Below are 18,567 nucleotides of genomic sequence, written 5' to 3' on the forward strand. Positions count from 1 at the left end.
GATCATGAACAAAGTAGTCCCCGATGCGGCCGCGGCCGTAGCCGGAATTGAAAACGGAATGACCCTGATGCTGGGGGGCTTCGGCCTCTGTGGCATCCCCGAAAACGCCATCGCGGCGCTCGTGGAAAGTGGGGTAACCGACCTGGAGTGCATCTCCAACAACGCCGGCGTCGATGACTTTGGCATCGGACTGATGCTCCAGCAGCGGCAGGTGCGTAAGATGGTTTCGTCCTACGTTGGTGAGAACAAAGAGTTCGAGCGCCAGATGCTGGATGGGAGTCTGGAAGTCGATTTGATCCCGCAGGGTTCGCTCGCCGAGCGCTGCCGGGCCGGCGGGGCGGGCATCCCCGCCTTTTTCACGCCCGCCGGTTACGGAACCGAAGTGGCGGAAGGAAAAGAAGTACGTGACTTCAACGGCAAACCCCACGTTCTCGAATCCGCCCTGACGGCCGACTTCGCGCTCGTCAAAGCCTGGAAGGGTGATCGGGACGGCAACCTGATCTACAAAGGCACCGCCCGAAACTTTAACCCATTAATGGCCATGGCCGGTAAGATCACCGTAGCGGAAGTAGAAGAACTGGTGGAACCGGGCGAGCTCGACCCCAACCAAATTCATACACCGGGCATCTTCGTGCAGCGTATTTTTCGGGGCGTCGATTACGAAAAGCGGATCGAGCAGCGTACCGTGCGGGAGCAGTAAACTAGCGCACGCGACGCCATTAAGCGGCTTAATTTATTACCACCCACCCAAAAAATAATCATGTTAGACAGAAACGGAATTGCCAAAAGAATCGCCCAGGAACTGAAAGACGGTTGGTACGTCAACCTCGGCATCGGCATCCCTACCCTCATCGCTAATTACATCCCCGAAGGCATTGACGTGACTTTCCAGTCCGAGAACGGCATCCTCGGGATGGGTCCGTTCCCCTACGCGGGCGAGGAAGACGCCGACCTGATTAACGCCGGCAAGCAAACCATCACGGCGCTACCCGGCGCGAGTATTTTTGACTCCGCCACGAGTTTTGCGATGATCCGTGGTCAGCACGTTCAGCTTACCGTACTCGGTGCGATGGAGGTATCGGACACGGGCGACATCGCCAACTGGAAAATCCCTGGTAAAATGGTAAAGGGCATGGGCGGCGCAATGGATTTGGTCGCCTCGGCCGAAAACATTATCGTGGCTATGAGCCACACGAACCGCAGGGGGGAGTCGAAACTCTTATCTAAGTGCTCGCTACCGCTGACCGGCGTCGCCTGCGTAAAGAAGATCGTGACCGACCTGGCGGTGCTGGAGGTTACGCCGGACGGATTCTTACTGCTGGAGCGGGCACCGGGCGTTAGCGTCGAGGAAATTAGGGCGGCCACGGCCGGCCGGCTGGTGGTGCGGGGAGAGGTTCCGGAGATCAGGGTTTAGAAAAGCCTCAGTTCTCAGCCAGTGCGGAATTATGAGCGACGCCGCGAGCAGTCATCAATGAATTTCTGAGGCGATTGACTTTTTGCTGGAATAGGAAATAGATTAATGTCTAACTAACAACAGCCGGGTGACGGTGCGTTGCCCGTCCGACAGCCGCACTAAATAGCGACCCGCAACAAAATGCCTTACGTCTAGCTCAGTGTTGACGGCGTTCGAGGTAATGCGTTGTGTGCTGACGTTGCGGCCAAGCACGCTAAATACGTCAGCGGAGTGGGGCTGAAAAGTGGCCGGCCAGGTGATGCTAGCTACGTCGGAGGCGGGGTTGGGGAATATCGACACCTGGCTGGTGAGGGAGGCATCTTTGGTAGCGGTGGTCGTCACCTGCTCTACTTCCCCCAGTTTTCCGGAGGCCCAGGGCTCGTTAAACCGTACGCAGTGCAGAAGTACGTAAGCGTATTGGTCGAGGGTGATGCTGTCGGGCAGGTCGAAAGTCATCGCGCCGGACCAGTGGTTGATCGCCGTCAGGTTAACTACGTCGAACGCCCCGTCTACGGACTTGGAGGTAGCAAGCAACATGTGCACGTCCGGCCCGGACTGCGTGCTGTAGTCCTCGGTCAAAGATAACTTTAGCTTGCCGTCGGAAAGTTCCTCGATGACAACGCTGCCCGTAATGGCGTAGCCTTCTTTTTGTAGCGCTGACGTGCGCTTGGCAGTAACTTCTTGGGCAAAAATACCGCCGGAGAGGAAAAATAGTAATAGAGCGGCGAGCGGGTATTTCATCGGGCAGAGTTTACCCTAAGGTCGCAAAGTAAAGCTAAGCCGGCGTGGTAAAAGCCGTTAAGTATCCGTTGGCGACATAACGAGTAGCTGGCTCGAAGTCTTCGCTGAGCCGCGAGCCGCGCATTTTCAGTAAGTTGTCAATCGTATTGCGGGCCGTGGTGCCAACCTCTCAAACAAACCCCAACACCACGAACCGCACCTCATTAAACAGAAACGCCTCCCCCACCCCCTTACCGATTAACCGTCGTCCGATCGGGCTCTCCGGGCTCGTGCAGAACACGTCCCGCCCGTTAACGGAGACTTTGCCGAAACCGGCAGAGACAAAGTAAAGGCCCTTATCCATCGCCACCAGGCTACCGATCGCGATTGTACCGCCGGTCGGCTGCCGCTCCGCCTGCGTGAGTAGCTGGCGAGTTCCCAACGCGGCGGCGAGTTGCTGCTTCAGGTTGTTTTCTTCCAGTTGCAACATCGCCCGCCCCGTCTCGAACTTATCACCCGCGCTGGATTTCGTTTCGCTACTTTTCGATTCCCGAATGGCGTTCATGCTCGACTCGATCGTCGTCAACTGCGCGACCAACCGGCGAAAACACTCCTTCAGCACGGCAGCCTTCAACTCCAAACCTTCCTTCATCTTCTTTCCTTAGTCTTACCTCTTTTCTCTATATTCTTTTCGCCCCCAACTACTGCACCACCTGCCCCGTAAGCCGCAGCACCTCCGTTTCCGTATTTTTCAGGTTCAAGAGCGCGTTGAGCAACTGAAATTCCGCATTAACTAAGTTGACCTGAATGATGCGGTAGTCGAAGCTATTGATCGTGCCACCCCTGAAGCGTTCTTCCGCGATGGTAATGTTACGCTCCGCGTTGGCGATCAGGTCCTGGGTGATGTTAACGAGCTGGGTTTGGTTGTTATGCCGGGCCACGGCGTTGAGCAGTTGGGTGCGCAGTTGTTGGTTGGTGGCGTCGTATTCCAGCTTGCTGGTGAGTTCTTCCAGGCGGGCGGATTGCTCGCGCACTTTGCGGTTCTTGCCATCGTAGAGTAAGTAGTTGACGCCGAAGCCGATGTTTCCGGAGAGCGTCCGGGCCGGGGCTTTGAAGCCGGGTAGCTTTACCTCGCGGGAAGGCCGATCGTCGTTAAAATCAAAAGTCTGCGTGCCGGTCGCGACGGAGAAGTCGTAGCCAAGCCCGGTGACGAGCGCCACGGTGGGTTTGTATTCAGTTTGGATGAGTTCCGTTTGAATACCGGCTAGCGCGCGGTTGGTTGCTAAAGTTCGTAGCTGGCTGTTGTTAGCTTCCAGGCGTTGCACCAGGGCGGTCTCGTCGAAGCGGTCGTCGTCGAATTTCAACTCGGTCGTCAGCGTCAGCGGTTCGTTAATGTTGTCGGAACCGAGCACCTGGAGAAGGTTTTGCGTGGCGACTTCGTAATTAAGTTGTTGCAGCACGAGCTGGGTGGAATCGGTTAGGTACGCATCTTTGGCCTGGAGTTCGTCGAAGGTGCCGGCCCGGCCGAAGTCGCGGCGGACGTTCTGATATTCAACCTGATCGCGGCTGAGGTTCAGTACGCGCTGGCGGACGTCGATTTGCTCCTGCTGCACGACGGTGTTGTAGTACGCCTGGATGATTTGAGCCACCGAGTTCTCAACCTGTACCTGTAGTTGCCCCTCCGACAACTCACGGACGGTAGCGAGCTGATCTTTAGCGATTTCAACGCGGCCACCGTTGAACAAAGTCCAGTTGAGGTTAGCCGCCGGGCCGACCCCGTAGGTGACGACCGTGCTCTGCGCCACGATACTCGCCGGGTTGACGTTATCGCGGTAGCTTACCTGCGGGGTCACGCCGAGTGAAATCGTGGGGTATTTGTCCGTCAGGGAGTAGCTGTCGTTGTTTTCAGCGACGGCCAGATCCGCCCGGGAGAGTCGAATTTGGTAATTATTGGCCAGACCCTCCTGGATGGCGTCGCTAAGGGACAGGCTGCGTTGCGCGCTTAAGCCCGTAGTGGCCAGGACGCAGAGCAGTAGGGCGCGGACGCGGGTGCGGGGTATATTCGGAAGGATAGCGGAAGTCGACATAGATGCTTAGTTAGCGCTTAACTTATAAAAAGATTACCGTGCGGATGCTGGGTCGCGTACGTAGAGTACCGGGGTTGCGGCCAAAAGTCACGTAGTCACTGCTCCACCTAATTTGCCCGGCACCCGCGACCGCGCCAAAATATTTACTGATTGGAAAACTTGCCAACGATCCCCAGAGCAGAATGCACCGCAGCAAAATTACGGGGTGCTCGTCAACCTATTTCAGCAATCTCAGCGGCTACTTCCGCCCGAAAATATTCCCGAACTTCCGTCCAGTCATTCACCCGGTGGTAACCCGTGATGTAATGGTTATCGAGCGCGGTAAAGAGTAACCCGGTGCCATTGAACCCGGCCAGATTCGCTTCCTTATCGTCGATCATGAAGTCACCACGGACCACATCCTTTTTCCCACAGAACACGATTTTTGAGTGGTGGATGAACGGAAAGTGTTCGCCCAGCCAGTCCCACTTGTCGGTGAAGCTGTTGCGGAATTCCATGGTACTCGTCACGACGTACACGTCGTGGCCGTCGTAGAGTTCCGCGACGACTTCGCGCGCTCCCGGCATCACCGCGACGTCGCGAAAGAAGCCGGGTTCGTACATGAGATCGCGCAAATGGCCCGCGCCGTCCAACTCATAAACCTTTTTACCGAGTAGTTCCGCCCGCGTGGGTTCGCGTCCGAATTCCTTCAGGTAAGCGTCGGCAAACTTTTGGTAAGTGTCGGCCATCACGCCGTCCATGTCGATACAGATCTTAGCCATGCTTATTCGATTATTTGTTCGTCCGGCACCTCGTCCGCCCGGTCGTAGCGGCGCGGGGGGTCGGGCAGTTCGTCTTCCGAAAAGTCCATTTGCTGGTAGGCGGGCTCGACGTTGGTGTACGTCCACACTTTGTCCGGTTGCCACCCCTTCCAGAAGTAGTAGCGTAAGCGATTCTGCAGTACGATCAGGGCGGGAAGTAAAATCAAGAGGATCACCGTGACCGCCAGCAAACCGAACGCGACGGAAATGGCCATCGGGATCAGAAACTGCGCCTGCCGGGATTTATTCAGCAGCAGCGGAGCGAGACCCGCAAAGGTCGTTACCGACGTGAGCAAAATCGGCCGGAAGCGACTCCGACCCGCCTCGGCCAGGGCCTCCATCATCGGCATTTTGTTGCGGAGGTTCTCGTTGTATTTCGACACGAATACCAAACCGTCATTCACGATGATACCGATGAGGGCGACGATACCGAGGAAAGAGAACAGGCTGAGCGGCTTGTCCATCAGCCAGTGACCACCGATGACGCCGATCGCCCCGAAGGGCATCAGCAGGAACAGCACGACCGTCTGCAGGATGGAGCGGAACGTAAGTGCGATCACGAAAAACATCAGGGCGAGCACGACCGGGCCGACGATGGCCAGCGAAGAAGACGTTTTTTGCTGGTTCAGGACCTGCCCATCGGCCACCGTGGACACGCCGGGGTAGCGATCGAGCACGGCCGGTAGGATGTTGTCGGTAATGTCCGCGTTCACGTCGGTCACGGAGACGGCATTGTCCGAAATATCCGCCTCCACCTTGACTTCCCGGCGGCCGTCGACGTGGTTGATGGCAATCACGCCCCGCTGGGGTTCCAGCTTGGCAATTTCCGAGAGTGGATACTCGCTACCGTCAGCCAGGCGAATACGCATATTTTGCAGGTCGGAAATACTGCGGCGGCTATCCTCTCCGTACCGCAGCCACACCCTCACTTCATCTTCGCCGCGTTGCAGGCGCTGGGCTTCCGTGCCGAAAAAGGCGGAGCGGACTTGCCCGACGATGTCCTGCAAATCGAGACCTAAGTACCGCGCCTTTTCCTTGAGGCTGATGTTGATTTCGCGTAATCCTTCCTGGTTATTATCCACCACGTCGGCGAGTTCGGCTAGTTGCGACAACTCGGCTTTGAGGTCGGCCGTCGCTTCGTCGAGCTCGTTAATGTCGCTACCGACGAGGCTAACGCTGACCGGCTTACCAAAGAAAGAGCGCGCACCGAATGACAAAACTTCCGCTTCGTCAATCGGCCCGACCTCCTCGCGGATCGCGTTGGTTACCTGCCGCTGCGAGACGGGTTCGCGGTCTTCGCCGGGGATCATGGCGACCGTCACCGTTCCCTCGTAGGTCGTCGGACCGAGCTTCACTTCCACCCGTTCGACCAACTCCTGCGTGTTGTCGTAAAATTCTTCGGACATTCGCTCGTTCACCCGCTCGGAGGCGGCGGCGATGCGTTCGAGAATCGCCTTGGTTTTGGTTTCCGGCGTTCCGGCGGGAAGCTGGAGCGTAATCGTTACTTCGTCTCCTTCGATGATCGGGAAAAAAGTCGTTTTCACAAACCCACCGCCAACGAGGCCGAAGCTCAAAAACAGCACCGCGAGGCACAGTGACAGCGCGACGAATTTGTTATTGAGCACCCAGCCGAGCACGGGCGCGTACATACGGTCGCGCAACAGGTCCATCAGGCTATCGAACTTGCGTTGGACCCAGTTGGGCTTCGAATCTTTGTCCAGTGCCTTGGAGTGGGCGATGTGGGTTGGTAGGATGATGAAGCCCTCGACCAGCGAAAAGATGAGCGAGAAAATGACGACAACCGCCATTTCCGGGAAAAAGTCCCCCAGTGAGCCATCCAGAAAGAAAAAGCTTGAGAAGGCAATGACCGTCGTCGTAATGGCCGCAAAGACGGCTCCGATGACGTTTTCCGTGCCTTCGATCGCGGCCTGAATGCGCGGCATTCCTTTTTCGTGGTAGGCGTAGATGTTCTCGCCGATGACAATACCGTCGTCCACCAAAATTCCAATCACCAGAATCATCCCGAATAAGGAAATGACGTTGAGCGTGATGCCCAGGTAAGCAGCAACAATGAACATGCCCGCAAAACTGATGGGGATCGATAACGCAACCCAAAAGGCGAGCCGCCAGTGCAGAAAAACGGACAGCAGGACACAAACGATCAGGAAACCTTGCCAACCGTTACTCACCAATGTAACAATCCTCTGGTTCAGCGTGACGGACTCATCGCTGATGATCGACGCCGTAATGTCTGAATTCTCCTGATTGAACACGTAGAGGTACCCCCGTACGGTGTCCGTGATGTTCAGCATGTCCTCCTCCAGCGTGTTCTGGACCTGAATGTTGACGGACGGTGACCCATCCAGGAAGGATCGGTTCGGCGTGTCGGCCCAGCGATCGCGAATCGTGGCAACCTGGCTCAGGCGAACGGTACCGCCGGACGGGGTGCTCTTGACGACGATGTCCCGCAATCCGTCGGCGTAGTATTCTTTGCTGCGGGCGCGGAGGAGCAATTCTTCGTCTTGCCCCTTCACCGTACCGCCCGTCACGTCCACGTTATTCCTGCGCACGGCGTCGGAGGCTTCCAAAAAAGTGAGCCCGTAGGCCTGTAGGTCAGCTTCGCGGAAGGCAATTTCAATCTCTTCGTCGGGGAAACCGGAAAGGGTGACTTTGGAAAGGCCGTCAATCTGTAACAAATCATCTTCCACCTGGCGGGCACTGCGTTTGAGGGCGGCGAGGCTCACGCCGTCTCCGGACAGGGCAAAAGTGATGGCGCGGCCGAGGCTCTCACGTTTGTACACGACCGGTGGTTCCATCCCGACGGGAAAAGAGTTGATCCGGTCTACCTCGTTCTTTACGTCCTGCAGTACCAAGTCCGTATTGTACCCCTTGAGGACGTCGATGGTGAGCTGACCGGAGTTCTCCGAACTGACGCTGGTGTAGCGCTCCAGACCACTCAGGCCCTTCAGGTTCTCCTCGATTTTGTTGATGATGCCCTCTTCCACCTCTTCCGGGCTCGCCCCGGGGTAGATGATCTGGATGAATATCGTGCGGCTTTCGAATTCCGGGAAGAAGGTAGCCTTCATCTGGGACAGGCTCAGCACGCCCAGGATTACGATGGCGAACATGATCAAGTTGGCCGCTACGGGGTACTTGACGAAGTAGGCGATGAATGATTTCATGCTGGTTGTTTCAAGGTTGAGGGCTTGTAGCCCGAACGAAACAGCAGTAGCGCTACCGCATGAACGTTCGGGCTACAAGCCCTCAACCTTTATTTGGAGACGGGTTCGGAAGCGGTCACCGGCTTGGCGGCCGTTTCGGATGATTCTTGCGCGGTAGCGAGCTTTACGCGCATTCCGTCGTAGGGACCAGCCACCTCGCTGTCGAGCAACTTGGCACCATCCGGCAAGCCCGCGATGATGACGCGGTCCCGGCTGAACTTGCGGACGGTGACCGGAAGTTGGCGCAGCAGCGTATCGTTCTCGACGACGAACACTTTTTCTTCGTCGATCAGTTTATTGCGGTCGATTTCGACGACGTTTTCGAAGACGCGCGCGTCGGCTTCCCCCCGGAGGTACATCCCTTCCCGGAGTTCACGGCCCGTGACGCCGATAAATACGTCGACCGTCTGGCTACCGCCGTCGATTTGATCGCTGATGCGGCGGATGGTACCCGACCAGCGGCCGGCGATGTCCTCACTGTACAAATCGACTTTCCCGCCGGTTTCGAGGAACTGTAATTCACTCAGGGGAACGGTGGCGACTAACTCGTAGTAGCCAGTTGCCATGATCTCACCGAGTTGTTGACCGGGCCGGACGACGGCACCCTGGTCGACGACCGCTTCGGTGAGTACGCCGCTGAAGGGGGCGGTAAGGGTGTACTTAGCGAGGCGATCTTCCAGTGACTTGATCGAGTAGAACTGGCTGTAAAGATTTCTTCCCGCTACGAATAGCTTCTCGCGCTGGTCCCTTGCTTCGGGGAGTGCGGGCAGGGTTTGGTCGACGTCGAAGTTCGTCAGGTAGTCGTTCCAGACCGCGAAGCTTTCCGGGTAGTCGATCTTTAGGTCCGGCATCATGTTGGCCACGGCGTTCATCAGCGTTGCCTTCTGCGACTGGAGTGTGAAGCGCGCTTCGTTATCGTCGATGCGCAGCAGGGTCTGCCCCTTCTTAAAGTAGGTCCCTTCCTTAAAGGGCCGGCCCGTTTCGCGGACGGCACCGCCGACCTCCGTGAAGAGTGCGATCTTGTTGTAGGCTTGCAACCTACCCTGAATGGCGAGCGTAGTGCTCAGGTTACCGTTGTTGATGGTCTTGACTTCCACGACTTTAATCCGCTCGGGAATATCGCGTTTGGGTGCTTCTCCCTTCAGTAAGCCAAGTTGCTTCATCCCAAAAAAACCCGCCAGGATGATCATGATCCCGACGACGGCTTTTAGGGCGGTGCTGTACCAGGGTGTTTTTTTACTCATGTTTGGGGAGTTTGCTGGGGGTGGCCTTGTTCGTGAAGGGTACCGTATATCTGGCTGAGGACTTCGAGACAGACCGCCATTTTTTTCGGGTGGATGTCCTTAGTTATTTCGGGAATGATCGCTTCCGTTTGCGCTTCGATGAAGGCCCAAAACCGTCGTCCCTTTTCGGAGACAAAAATCAGCTTTTGCCGCCGGTCGACGCTGTCGGCGACGCGGGTAACGAAGCCCGCCTCCAGCAATTGGGCCAGGCTGCGCGCTACGGTAGCTTTATCCTTGATGCCGGTGATGGCCAGGTCCTGCTGGCGCTGCCCGTCACTAATAAAGAGATCGGCGAGCAGACCTACGTGCGTGCCCAGGGGTTGGAAACCTTCGAACTCCATCGTCGGGAGGGTGGCGCGGGCGAGTTGGCGACCGACGCGGTTCGTCAGGAAAATCAGCTTAGCGGGGTGATCGGCGTCCAGGGGGAAGGTGGTTTGGTTGCAATTGCAACGGAACGCGCCTTCGGTCGAATGGTTTCCCAATAGATAGTATTTGTTGCGGATGGGCTTTTTGGAGCTTGCGCCCCGATAGCTATCGGGGCGGGTGCAGGGTAAATCAGAACAGCAGCAAGGTTTCGGCGGCTCATTACCCTTGCTTCCCCCAACCTCCCGGGCACCCGCGACCGCGCCCGGGGCATTAAGGGCCGAAGGCTAATCAAAAGCGGCCTAATTGTCTTTACTTTGCGCAACTGTTTACCGGCGTCCTCCGCCAACCCCATACGCAATGACCAAACTGACCAAAAAACCCCGCCACGCCTACGCCCCGGACCCAAAAGTTACCTTCGAAGGCGACACGGTCAATACCGCGCGCTACGACGACGTGTATAATATTCACCGGATCGGCAAAGTGACCGACCTCGTGGAGACCGGCAAACAGACCTATACGGCCATTAGCGACGGCAAGGCGAATCTCCACCTGCAATTTTGGTCCGACGACGTGGTCCGCATCCGCATTACGCTCGGCAAACCCGGCCGCGACTTCAGCTACGGCATGGACCCGGCGGCGCAACCAACCTCCATCAAGGTCACCCGCAAGGAAGGTAAAAAAGCCTACGGCCTAAGCACCGGCACCATCCGCCTGGAAATCAACAAAGCGGACGGCCGGCTAAAAATCACCGACAAGGCGACCCAATCCGTCATCCAGGAATACACCGAGCCGTTCTACGCGCGCACGACCGTGATGAAGGGCCTGGAGCAGGTGCGTATCCAGGTCGCCACCGATAAAAAAGAAGGCTTTTTCGGGATGGGTGATAAGGCCTGGGATACCGACCTGCAGGGCACGGAATGGTCGAATTACAACGAGGACGCCTTCGCGTACCACCGGGGCCGCAAGACGAACTACCGCACCATTCCCTTCTACTACGGCCTCCGCGACGGCAAGGCTTACGGAGTGTTCCTCGACAATACCTACCGCAGTCATTTCGACTTCAACAGTACTTCCGACGATCTGTGTACCGTCTGGGCCGACGGTGGTGAAATGAACTACTACTTCATCTACGGGCCCCAGCTCGACGACGTAGCCGCCCGCTACCACCACCTGACCGGAGTACCGGAACTACCCCCACTCTGGGCGATGGGTTTCCACCAGTGCCGCTGGTCCTATTACCCGGAAAGCCGCGTGCGGGAGCTCGCCGGGCAGTTCCGCAGCAAACGCATCCCGTGCGACGCGATTTACCTGGACATCGACTACATGGACGAGTACCGCTGCTTCACCTGGGACAAGAAGCACTTCCCCGACCCGAAGGGCATGATTAGCGATCTCAAAAAAGACGGCTTTCACACCGTCGTGATGATCGACCCGGGCATCCGCGTTGACGAGAATTACCCCGTCTACCAGCAGATGATCGAGCACGATTACGACTGTAAGCGGCCGAACGGCAACTCCATGGTTGGCCCCGTGTGGCCGCCCGAGTGCGTCTGGCCGGATTATACTAACCCCGCGGTCCGCGAGTGGTGGGGGCCGCTCTACCGTGAGCTCTACAACGAGCAGGGCGTGAGTGGCTTTTGGAACGACATGAACGAGCCGGCCATGTTCAAGGTCAACCGACTTACTTTCCCCGACGACATCCGCCACGACATGGACGGGCAACCGACCGACCATAAGGAAGCGCACAACATCTACGGCCTCAACATGACGCGGGCCAGTTACGACGGCCTGAAAAAACTACAACCTGCCAAGCGCCCCTTCCTGCTGGGCCGCGCTAGCTATTCCGGCGGACAGCGCTACGCCGCCCTCTGGACGGGAGATAACATCGCCAGCTGGGAGCACCTTCAGATTGCCAACCGGCAGTGTATTCGCATGGCGATCTCCGGTTTTAGCATGGTCGGCACCGACATCGGCGGTTTCGTCGACGACCCCACGCCCGAAATGTTAACTCGCTGGTTACAACTCGCTGTCTTTCACCCACTAATGCGTATTCACTCGATGGGTAACAACGCCGACGGTGCCGCGGGCGTAGAAGCGGAGGCCGTCAAGAAAGCCGAGGCGGAAGACCGGAAGGACCAGGAGCCCTGGGCGCACGGCAAAGAACACACGAAGCGTAACCGCCGGGCGATCGAGATGCGCTACCAGTTGCTGCCCTACTTGTATTCCAGCTTTAAAAAACACCTGGAAACCGGCGTACCGGTGCTGCGTAACCTGTTTTTCTACGACCAGGAAGACCCGCAGTGCCGCAAGTTCGGCGACCAGTTTTTGTACGGTGACGACCTGCTGGTATGTCCCGTACTTAAGGAAGGCATGAAGTCCATGGCGATTTACCTTCCGCAGGGAGAATGGTACGATTTCTGGTCGGGCGAACACCATACCGGTACGCAAAAAATGAAGGTGAAGGTTAAAGCTGACCGGATGCCAATCTTCGTGAAGGCTGGCACCGTGCTCCCGACGGTCGACGTAGTGCAGAGTACGCAGGAAATGCACGAGTTATCATCGTTAGAATTGAGTGTCTTCGCGGCCGAGTCCGGTACGAGCACGTTCTACTGGGACGCGGGTGAAGGCTACGGCCACGACGCGGGGCAGTTCACGGAGCGCACCTACGAGGTGACCCGGAAGAAGGGCAAGATTGCCCTGCGCCAGACCGTCCGGGGCAGCTACAACGCTAGTTTCCAGGTCGCTGAGGTTCGGTTCCTCGGACTGACGGCTCCGCCCTCTTCAATTGTCGTTGACGGTCGGCAGATTACGACGGGGATTTATTACGGCAAGAAGGCGGTGGTGGTTAACGTTCCTTTTAATTTTGGGGAGATTTTGATCAACTAAATTTTGGTGGGGGGTATTTGTGTGTTCGGGTAACCCTCTCCCCAACTTATTTTGGGTCCCCTTCACCCCAAAAACGTGTCTCCGGAAGAGGAGAGGGGGGACGTGATAAGCGTTGGAGCGTTGGAGCGTTGTAATTTAATATTGATTTCACTAGAATCAAGTAGCTCGGGAGCGTTTTCCTAACTGTGTCTGCACGAATACTCAAGTATTGGTAATCAGTGATTTAAGTTTTTCCCGACACGATTTTCTATACACTCCCGTAGCTCCTCCCTACGCAATCAAATCAACATCCCCATCGACAATGAATCATCCCTCTCCTCTTCCGGAGAGGGACAAGAGGGAGAGGGTTACCCTTACCAAACCTCCCGTAAAAATTTAGTCCCATGTTCACAGGAATAATAGAATCAAACGGCACCATCACCAACATCGAGCGTGAGCACGACAACGTCCACTTCACGGTGCGCTCGACCATCAGCGACCAGTTGAAGATCGACCAGTCCCTCGCCCACGACGGTGTTTGCCTAACGGTTGTAGCCCTCGACCGGGATACCCACACCGTCACCGCCATCCGCGAAACGATGGACCGCACGCGGCTGGGCGAATGGCGTGATGGAGACACCGTTAATCTGGAACGGGCCATGCAGGCCGGCGCGCGACTGGATGGACACATCGTGCAGGGCCACGTCGACACGGTCGGTGAGTGCCTGAACGTGGAGGAGGCCGGCGGAAGTTGGTACTTCACCTTCCGCTACGCCCCCACTCCGGAGCATTTGCTGGTGGACAAAGGAAGCGTGACGATCAACGGCGTATCGCTGACGGTGGTGGAGCCGACTGACGAGACCTTTAAGGTTGCCATCATTCCCTACACTTACGAACACACCAACTTTCGTGAGTTGGCGCCGGGCAGTCAAGTAAACCTGGAGTTCGACATCATCGGTAAGTACATCGCCCGGCAGATGGCGGCCTACCAAGCACACGCGCTCAAAAACGGATAAATGGAACTGATTGAAATTGGCTGGGTCGGCAGGGCGCACGGTTTGAAGGGAGAAATTAAGGCGCACATCCAAGAGTTCTACGAAGACGATCTCTTCGCCGCGACGTCCGTCCACATCGGCGACCCGGCCGTGCCTTACTTCCTCGAACAAGTCCGGGCGGGCGGCGCGGTCATTTTGAAGATCGAAAACCTCGACTCCCGCGAACAGATCAGTCTGCTCAGTAACCGCCCCCTGTTCCTGATGAGCACCCAGGTCACGCAAAGGGACGAGCGGGACGCCACGCCCTTCGATGCCCTCGTCGGTTACCGCATTAAGGCGGAAGGCTACCCGTTGCTCGGGCCAATTACGGGTATCATGGACCTTCCCTCCCACTACCTCGCCGAACTTACGGTGGACGGCAAAGAAATCCTCATCCCGCTCCACGAAGATTTAGTCGAGTCGGTAGATGAGGAGAAAAAAATACTGGGAATGTTGTTACCGGAAGGTTTGTTAGACCTCGGCGGCGCTGTTTCCGAAGAGGAATAGTAAAATTCTTCCTACCGTAGCACTTCTATTCGACCCAAGTCCATTGACCTGGACACAGACCAAAATACTTTCAAAACCCACCAACGCCCCCCAAGCCCACCCACGTCTACCAAGTCACAAAAGGCCAAGCGCCAGAAATGACCGACCTATGCGTACCCTATCTTTTACCCTATTCACACTTCTTTTCGCACTTACCCTCACCAGCTGCATCGAGGAGACCTGCGAAGACACCATCATTTTTCAAGGCTTCGAACCGCAGATAGTTACCACCGAAAATTGGCGAGGCGCAAGTTTCGGTTGCTTCGGCCCAATCGATGTTTGCGAAGCGACCGGTTTCTACGTTTACCAGCAATACCTCTTCATGGTCGAAGACGGGAAGGGCCTGCACATCATCGATAATTCCGATCCTCACAACCCCCTACCGGTCACCTGGATGGAAGTACCCGGCGGGCAGGGACTGGCCGTGCGCAACAACATCCTGTACATGAATCAGTACACGGACCTCGTAGCCTTCGACCTCGCCGACCCAAAGACACCTACTTTCATCAGCCGGACCGAGAACGTGTTCGAGCCCTATACCGTTTTCGCTAGCGTGCTGGATAACGGGCAGTTCGTCAGCAACTGGATAGCGACCGATGAGGAGCGCGTCGTTGATTGTAATTCCCCGAATAACGGGCCCCAAGTTTTCCTTGATAATACTACTTGGTTTGCGGCTGACTTCAGTGCCATCAACAATGCCTTTGCCGGTACGGCAGCCCCGACAACGGGTGGAGAAACGGTCGGCCGGGGCGGTAGCCTCGCCCGCTTTACCATCACCCAAAGCACCCTTTACGCGGTCGACGATTCTCAGTTAAAAGCCTTCTCCCTCGCCGACGAGCGCAACCCGGAGTACGTACAGAATATCGAGATTGGCTTCGGCATCGAAACGATTTTCCCTACCGCCGACAAACTCTTCATCGGCTCGACGACGGGCATGCAAATCTTTAGCGTCGCTGACCCGCTAAACCCGGAACACCTCTCCACTTTCGAGCACGTACTGAGTTGCGACCCGGTAGTCGTCAGCGGCGATATAGCCTACGTTACCCTTTGGGGCGGCCGTGATTGTGGCAGCGTCGGTGACCAACTGGAGGTAATCGACGTGAGTGACGCGCGCAATCCGGTTTCGCTACAAATTACCCCGATGCAGTCCAGCCACGGCCTCGGTGTAGCGGAGGGAAAACTGTTCCTGTGCTCGCAGTGGGACGGGTTCCGCACCTTTGACCTGACGGATGAAGGCTTACTGGGCGCGGAGCTCGACCACAGTGAGGAGGTATTTGCCCGCGACGTGATCGTCATCCCGGAGCAGAACAACGCCATCGTCCTCGCCTACGGCCAGGGCGGTATTCAGCAATTCGATTATACCGACGATGGTAAACTCACCGCGACCAGTCACATCGCGGTTTGTGACTAGTACCATTTAGGTTCGCAGCAGTACAAATCACCAACACCTCACAACAGCATGCGCGCTACCCTCCTCTACTTCTTCGTGTTCTGGCTATCAATTGGAGTGCTACCGGCACAATCCAGTGAGCTCAGTATCGTCGACGTCGTCCAACTGCGGAGCGGTGAGAAGATCAGGGGCCAGCTTGCGGCTCCGGTCTTTGGGCGAACGTTGATCGTTGCCGCTTGGGAGCCGACCGAGGGAGACCTAAAGCGAATCAACGTCGAACAAGAAAGAGCTACGGACTCAACGGACCTACCGACACTGGCATTAACCACGCCACCACCTACGTATACTGAGCCCGGTCGAACCTGGCTCCACCATTTTAGCTTCGGCGGCTTGTTTGGCGTTGAAGCAGCCAGTAATTTTGGTGAGCCCACCAGTTCGCGTATCGTGGGCTTGGGGGCTAATTACACTCTAGTCAAGTCGTTCGGGGCGTTGCGCGCCGGCGGGGGCGTGGATTACGCGCTGTTAAATTACGAACGTGGCGAAATCTCGGTGGCGGTTACTGGACTGATCGAATATGTAATCAATCGGGGTGACGCACGCAAAGTCAACTACTACGTACGGCTGCTGGCTGGTCCATCACTGCCCGTAGGCTCGCCGGGTGTTGACCAGGAAATAACTTCCCGTGACGTCGGCCTCGTGCTTAACCCCTCGGTAGGGGTAGAATTCAGAAGCGGAGGAAATGATCACAAGAATATTTTTCTGGACGTCGGCTACCGTTTTCTAGACGCACAATTCACCCTTACCACCGCTAACCAAGTGGTCCGGGAACGCAGCGTAGCTTACCGACGCCTATCCTTTCGCAGCGGGTTCCGCTTTTAAAAAAGTACAAACTTCCCTTGGACAAAACGGCAGACGACAGGCGCATGGTAACGGCCGCGCTCACGGGAGACCGCCGGGCGCAGGAAGCCTTTTACCGCAAGTTTGCGCCGGCCGCGCTGTCGGTGTGCCGCCGCTACACCCAGGACCGGTCGGAGGCGATGGAGCTGCTCAACATCGGCATGCTCAAGGTCTTCGACAAGCTCGACCAGTTTCGTTGGGAGGGCAGTCTGGAAGGATGGATCAAGCGGCTGGTCTTCAACTGCACCATCGACCAGTTTCGCGGCAAACGCAAACGCCCCACGCTGGAAATCGCGCTGTGGGACCAACCCACCGCGGAAAAAGCCACGCAGTCGCTGTACGCCGAAGACTTGAAAAAAATGATCGATCTACTACCCGAGACGAGCAAGGAAGTTTTCTGGCTTTTCGCCGTCGAGGGCTACAACCACGCCGAGATCGCCCAGCGCCTTCACTTTAGTGAGGGCAACAGCCGTTGGCACCTCAATAAAGCCCGAACGCTACTCAAAGACAAACTAGCCTCCGAACCCTTCCAACACAACCGCTATGCAGGATAACAACTGGACTGACGACGAGCAATTTTACGACGAAGCCTGGGCCGGCATGTCCAAGCGGCTCGATCAGCGTCAGCGGAATAACCGACCGCTATTCTGGCTCCTCGGGTTACTGCTTGCGGTGGCAGCACTGGGCGGCGGTTACTTCCTGTGGCCCCACGAGCAGCCTACCGCAAACCGAGTCATTTCCGTCATTCCTGCCGAGGGTAAAGAAAAATTTGCCGGTCAGGGCGAGAATCTGGCGCGGTCGCGGGTGCAGGGAGATTCGCCGAACGCCGACGGAGCTGGTATCGAAAAATTAATCCCCAAAACTACCGAAAAGACTGGCAACGAAAGCAATCGACGCGCCGCCCTCCTCCGCACCGCAGAACGCTTTGCCCCGCTCCTAAATGCGCCAGTCACCATCGGCAAGCCCGTCCAGGTTACTCGAGAGAGCTCAAACCTCACTCCGCAAGTAGCACCAGTATCACTCCTCCCCTTCACTCAGATAGTTAGCGAACTCCCAGCAACGTCATCACCTACCGGGGTAATTAGTTCTGACACCAGTACAGTAGTACCCGATCCAGTAATCATCCGGGAAGAAAATGCCGTCTCCCCACTTCCCTTCGCCAGCCAATTACGTCCCGTGGAGCGGACGAGCGAGAACACGTTCTTTCCCTCAATTATAGTCCGGAAATCACGGAAACCAGCGCTCTTTTTAGAAGCAACCGCACTGTCCGGTACAGACGCGCAAACCCCGGGGTATTCTCTCGGGGCGGGTGCCTCGTTCCGGTTAGGCAACCGATTTAGCTTACCAGTGGTGCTCCGCTACCGCTCCGACCGGCGAGCGATCAAATCTTTTGGGGAGCCCATTTCCGATAATTTGGCTACTCCCGGGCCGGGTGTGGTCGTCAATAATACTTCCCAGGAACTGCTCAGTAATTTACGATTGTCCAATCTCGACGTCGTCCGCACGAACTCCGTTGAAGTCGTGGCCGGCTTGGATTACCGAATCAGACCCCGGTGGTCCGTGTCCGGCAGCCTGGGCGGCTCCTACCTGACGTCCTTCCGCGGCACGCGGGTACTCACCAGTACCGGAAATACCGTCCTGGACTTTGCGTTTAGCGAAGGCTTTAACAACGTTCAGCTGAACCCGCCGACCGGAACGCCGGGGCCTTCCGTTCCAGTTCAACCGTACACGGCTGACGTCAGGCGGTGGTTGATCCACGCGTCGCTCGGCGTAAACTACCATGCGAACGACCGGTTGCGCGTTTCGGTGAACGCACGTAACAACCTCAGCCCGCTCGTGGAGGACAATGGCGTGAACTTTAGCAGGTTACAATTTGGCCTTGGCGTGCGGTACGATCTTTAGTTC

Annotated in this window: 16 protein-coding genes; 9 read left to right on the forward strand and 7 right to left on the reverse strand. The window is 56.8% G+C overall.

Going from position 1 to position 18,567, the window contains the following annotated elements:
* Nucleotides 1–4: 4 nt before the first annotated feature.
* Together GGR27_RS02565 and GGR27_RS02570 are read left to right on the forward strand one after the other, a co-directional pair.
* Entirely contained in the window at nucleotides 5–700 is a 696-nt protein-coding gene (locus GGR27_RS02565) for a CoA transferase subunit A (RefSeq protein WP_168035820.1), read from the forward strand.
* A gap of 60 nt (nucleotides 701–760) precedes the next feature.
* A complete protein-coding gene (locus GGR27_RS02570; RefSeq protein ID WP_168035821.1) occupies nucleotides 761–1,414 on the forward strand; it encodes a CoA transferase subunit B in 654 nt (217 codons plus the stop codon).
* Nucleotides 1,415–1,516: 102 nt separating this feature from the next.
* Here GGR27_RS02570 and GGR27_RS02575 read toward each other — a convergent pair whose 3' ends face one another.
* The 7 genes from GGR27_RS02575 to GGR27_RS02605 all read right to left on the reverse strand — a co-directional run bounded on the left by GGR27_RS02575 (nucleotide 1,517) and on the right by GGR27_RS02605 (nucleotide 10,046).
* Nucleotides 1,517–2,194, reverse strand: a complete 678-nt coding sequence (locus tag GGR27_RS02575; RefSeq protein WP_168035822.1) for a T9SS type A sorting domain-containing protein — start codon at nucleotides 2,192–2,194, stop codon at nucleotides 1,517–1,519.
* Nucleotides 2,195–2,363: 169 nt separating this feature from the next.
* On the reverse strand, nucleotides 2,364–2,825 hold the full coding sequence (locus GGR27_RS02580; RefSeq protein WP_168035823.1) for a 3-oxoacyl-ACP synthase: 462 nt from the start codon (nucleotides 2,823–2,825) through the stop codon (nucleotides 2,364–2,366).
* A 49-nt stretch (nucleotides 2,826–2,874) separates the two neighbouring features.
* Nucleotides 2,875–4,260 carry a TolC family protein gene (locus tag GGR27_RS02585; protein ID WP_168035824.1) on the reverse strand — a complete coding sequence of 462 codons (1,386 nt, stop codon included), beginning with the start codon at nucleotides 4,258–4,260 and terminating at the stop codon, nucleotides 2,875–2,877.
* A gap of 212 nt (nucleotides 4,261–4,472) precedes the next feature.
* The gene (locus GGR27_RS02590) at nucleotides 4,473–5,021 is read right to left on the reverse strand and encodes a 5' nucleotidase, NT5C type (protein WP_168035825.1); all 549 of its coding nucleotides are present in this window, start codon (nucleotides 5,019–5,021) and stop codon (nucleotides 4,473–4,475) included.
* Between the two features lie 2 nt (nucleotides 5,022–5,023).
* Nucleotides 5,024–8,242, reverse strand: coding sequence for an efflux RND transporter permease subunit (locus GGR27_RS02595; protein WP_168035826.1), 3,219 nt, complete (start codon nucleotides 8,240–8,242; stop codon nucleotides 5,024–5,026).
* A gap of 89 nt (nucleotides 8,243–8,331) precedes the next feature.
* Nucleotides 8,332–9,525, reverse strand: a complete 1,194-nt coding sequence (locus GGR27_RS02600) for an efflux RND transporter periplasmic adaptor subunit (protein WP_168035827.1) — start codon at nucleotides 9,523–9,525, stop codon at nucleotides 8,332–8,334.
* Nucleotides 9,522–10,046 carry a MarR family winged helix-turn-helix transcriptional regulator gene (locus tag GGR27_RS02605; RefSeq protein WP_168035828.1) on the reverse strand — a complete coding sequence of 175 codons (525 nt, stop codon included), beginning with the start codon at nucleotides 10,044–10,046 and terminating at the stop codon, nucleotides 9,522–9,524. Before GGR27_RS02605 ends, GGR27_RS02600 begins: the two co-directional genes overlap by 4 nt.
* A 241-nt stretch (nucleotides 10,047–10,287) precedes the next feature.
* Between GGR27_RS02605 and GGR27_RS02610 the strand changes: the two genes are divergently transcribed.
* The 7 genes from GGR27_RS02610 to GGR27_RS02640 all read left to right on the forward strand — a co-directional run bounded on the left by GGR27_RS02610 (nucleotide 10,288) and on the right by GGR27_RS02640 (nucleotide 18,564).
* Nucleotides 10,288–12,816 carry a glycoside hydrolase family 31 protein gene (locus GGR27_RS02610; RefSeq protein ID WP_168035829.1) on the forward strand — a complete coding sequence of 843 codons (2,529 nt, stop codon included), beginning with the start codon at nucleotides 10,288–10,290 and terminating at the stop codon, nucleotides 12,814–12,816.
* A gap of 383 nt (nucleotides 12,817–13,199) precedes the next feature.
* Entirely contained in the window at nucleotides 13,200–13,811 is a 612-nt protein-coding gene (locus tag GGR27_RS02615) for a riboflavin synthase (RefSeq protein WP_168035830.1), read from the forward strand.
* Nucleotides 13,812–14,336 carry a ribosome maturation factor RimM gene (locus GGR27_RS02620; protein ID WP_168035831.1) on the forward strand — a complete coding sequence of 175 codons (525 nt, stop codon included), beginning with the start codon at nucleotides 13,812–13,814 and terminating at the stop codon, nucleotides 14,334–14,336.
* Nucleotides 14,337–14,484: 148 nt separating this feature from the next.
* Nucleotides 14,485–15,786, forward strand: coding sequence for an LVIVD repeat-containing protein (locus GGR27_RS02625; RefSeq protein WP_168035832.1), 1,302 nt, complete (start codon nucleotides 14,485–14,487; stop codon nucleotides 15,784–15,786).
* Nucleotides 15,787–15,834: 48 nt separating this feature from the next.
* Nucleotides 15,835–16,644, forward strand: coding sequence for a hypothetical protein (locus GGR27_RS02630; protein WP_168035833.1), 810 nt, complete (start codon nucleotides 15,835–15,837; stop codon nucleotides 16,642–16,644).
* 17 nt (nucleotides 16,645–16,661) lie between these two features.
* On the forward strand, nucleotides 16,662–17,216 hold the full coding sequence (locus tag GGR27_RS02635) for an RNA polymerase sigma factor (protein ID WP_168035834.1): 555 nt from the start codon (nucleotides 16,662–16,664) through the stop codon (nucleotides 17,214–17,216).
* On the forward strand, nucleotides 17,206–18,564 hold the full coding sequence (locus tag GGR27_RS02640; protein WP_168035835.1) for a hypothetical protein: 1,359 nt from the start codon (nucleotides 17,206–17,208) through the stop codon (nucleotides 18,562–18,564). The genes GGR27_RS02635 and GGR27_RS02640 overlap by 11 nt, the downstream gene beginning before the upstream one ends.
* Nucleotides 18,565–18,567 lie beyond the last annotated feature (3 nt).

This window comes from Neolewinella antarctica (assembly GCF_011927835.1).
Classification (GTDB): domain Bacteria; phylum Bacteroidota; class Bacteroidia; order Chitinophagales; family Saprospiraceae; genus Neolewinella; species Neolewinella antarctica.

Excerpts from the sequence above, each read along its gene's own strand:
- GGR27_RS02570 (WP_168035821.1), top strand. The coding sequence starts at position 761 with ATGTTAGACAGAAACGGAATTGCCAAAAGAATCGCCCAGGAACTGAAA.
- GGR27_RS02565 (WP_168035820.1), top strand. The coding sequence starts at position 5 with ATGAACAAAGTAGTCCCCGATGCGGCCGCGGCCGTAGCCGGAATTGAA.
- GGR27_RS02585 (WP_168035824.1), bottom strand. The coding sequence starts at position 4,260 with ATGTCGACTTCCGCTATCCTTCCGAATATACCCCGCACCCGCGTCCGC.
- GGR27_RS02580 (WP_168035823.1), bottom strand. The coding sequence starts at position 2,825 with ATGAAGGAAGGTTTGGAGTTGAAGGCTGCCGTGCTGAAGGAGTGTTTT.
- GGR27_RS02590 (WP_168035825.1), bottom strand. The coding sequence starts at position 5,021 with ATGGCTAAGATCTGTATCGACATGGACGGCGTGATGGCCGACACTTAC.
- GGR27_RS02625 (WP_168035832.1), top strand. The coding sequence starts at position 14,485 with ATGCGTACCCTATCTTTTACCCTATTCACACTTCTTTTCGCACTTACC.
- GGR27_RS02600 (WP_168035827.1), bottom strand. The coding sequence starts at position 9,525 with ATGAGTAAAAAAACACCCTGGTACAGCACCGCCCTAAAAGCCGTCGTC.
- GGR27_RS02575 (WP_168035822.1), bottom strand. The coding sequence starts at position 2,194 with ATGAAATACCCGCTCGCCGCTCTATTACTATTTTTCCTCTCCGGCGGT.
- GGR27_RS02595 (WP_168035826.1), bottom strand. The coding sequence starts at position 8,242 with ATGAAATCATTCATCGCCTACTTCGTCAAGTACCCCGTAGCGGCCAAC.
- GGR27_RS02610 (WP_168035829.1), top strand. The coding sequence starts at position 10,288 with ATGACCAAACTGACCAAAAAACCCCGCCACGCCTACGCCCCGGACCCA.
- GGR27_RS02640 (WP_168035835.1), top strand. The coding sequence starts at position 17,206 with ATGCAGGATAACAACTGGACTGACGACGAGCAATTTTACGACGAAGCC.
- GGR27_RS02615 (WP_168035830.1), top strand. The coding sequence starts at position 13,200 with ATGTTCACAGGAATAATAGAATCAAACGGCACCATCACCAACATCGAG.
- GGR27_RS02630 (WP_168035833.1), top strand. The coding sequence starts at position 15,835 with ATGCGCGCTACCCTCCTCTACTTCTTCGTGTTCTGGCTATCAATTGGA.
- GGR27_RS02620 (WP_168035831.1), top strand. The coding sequence starts at position 13,812 with ATGGAACTGATTGAAATTGGCTGGGTCGGCAGGGCGCACGGTTTGAAG.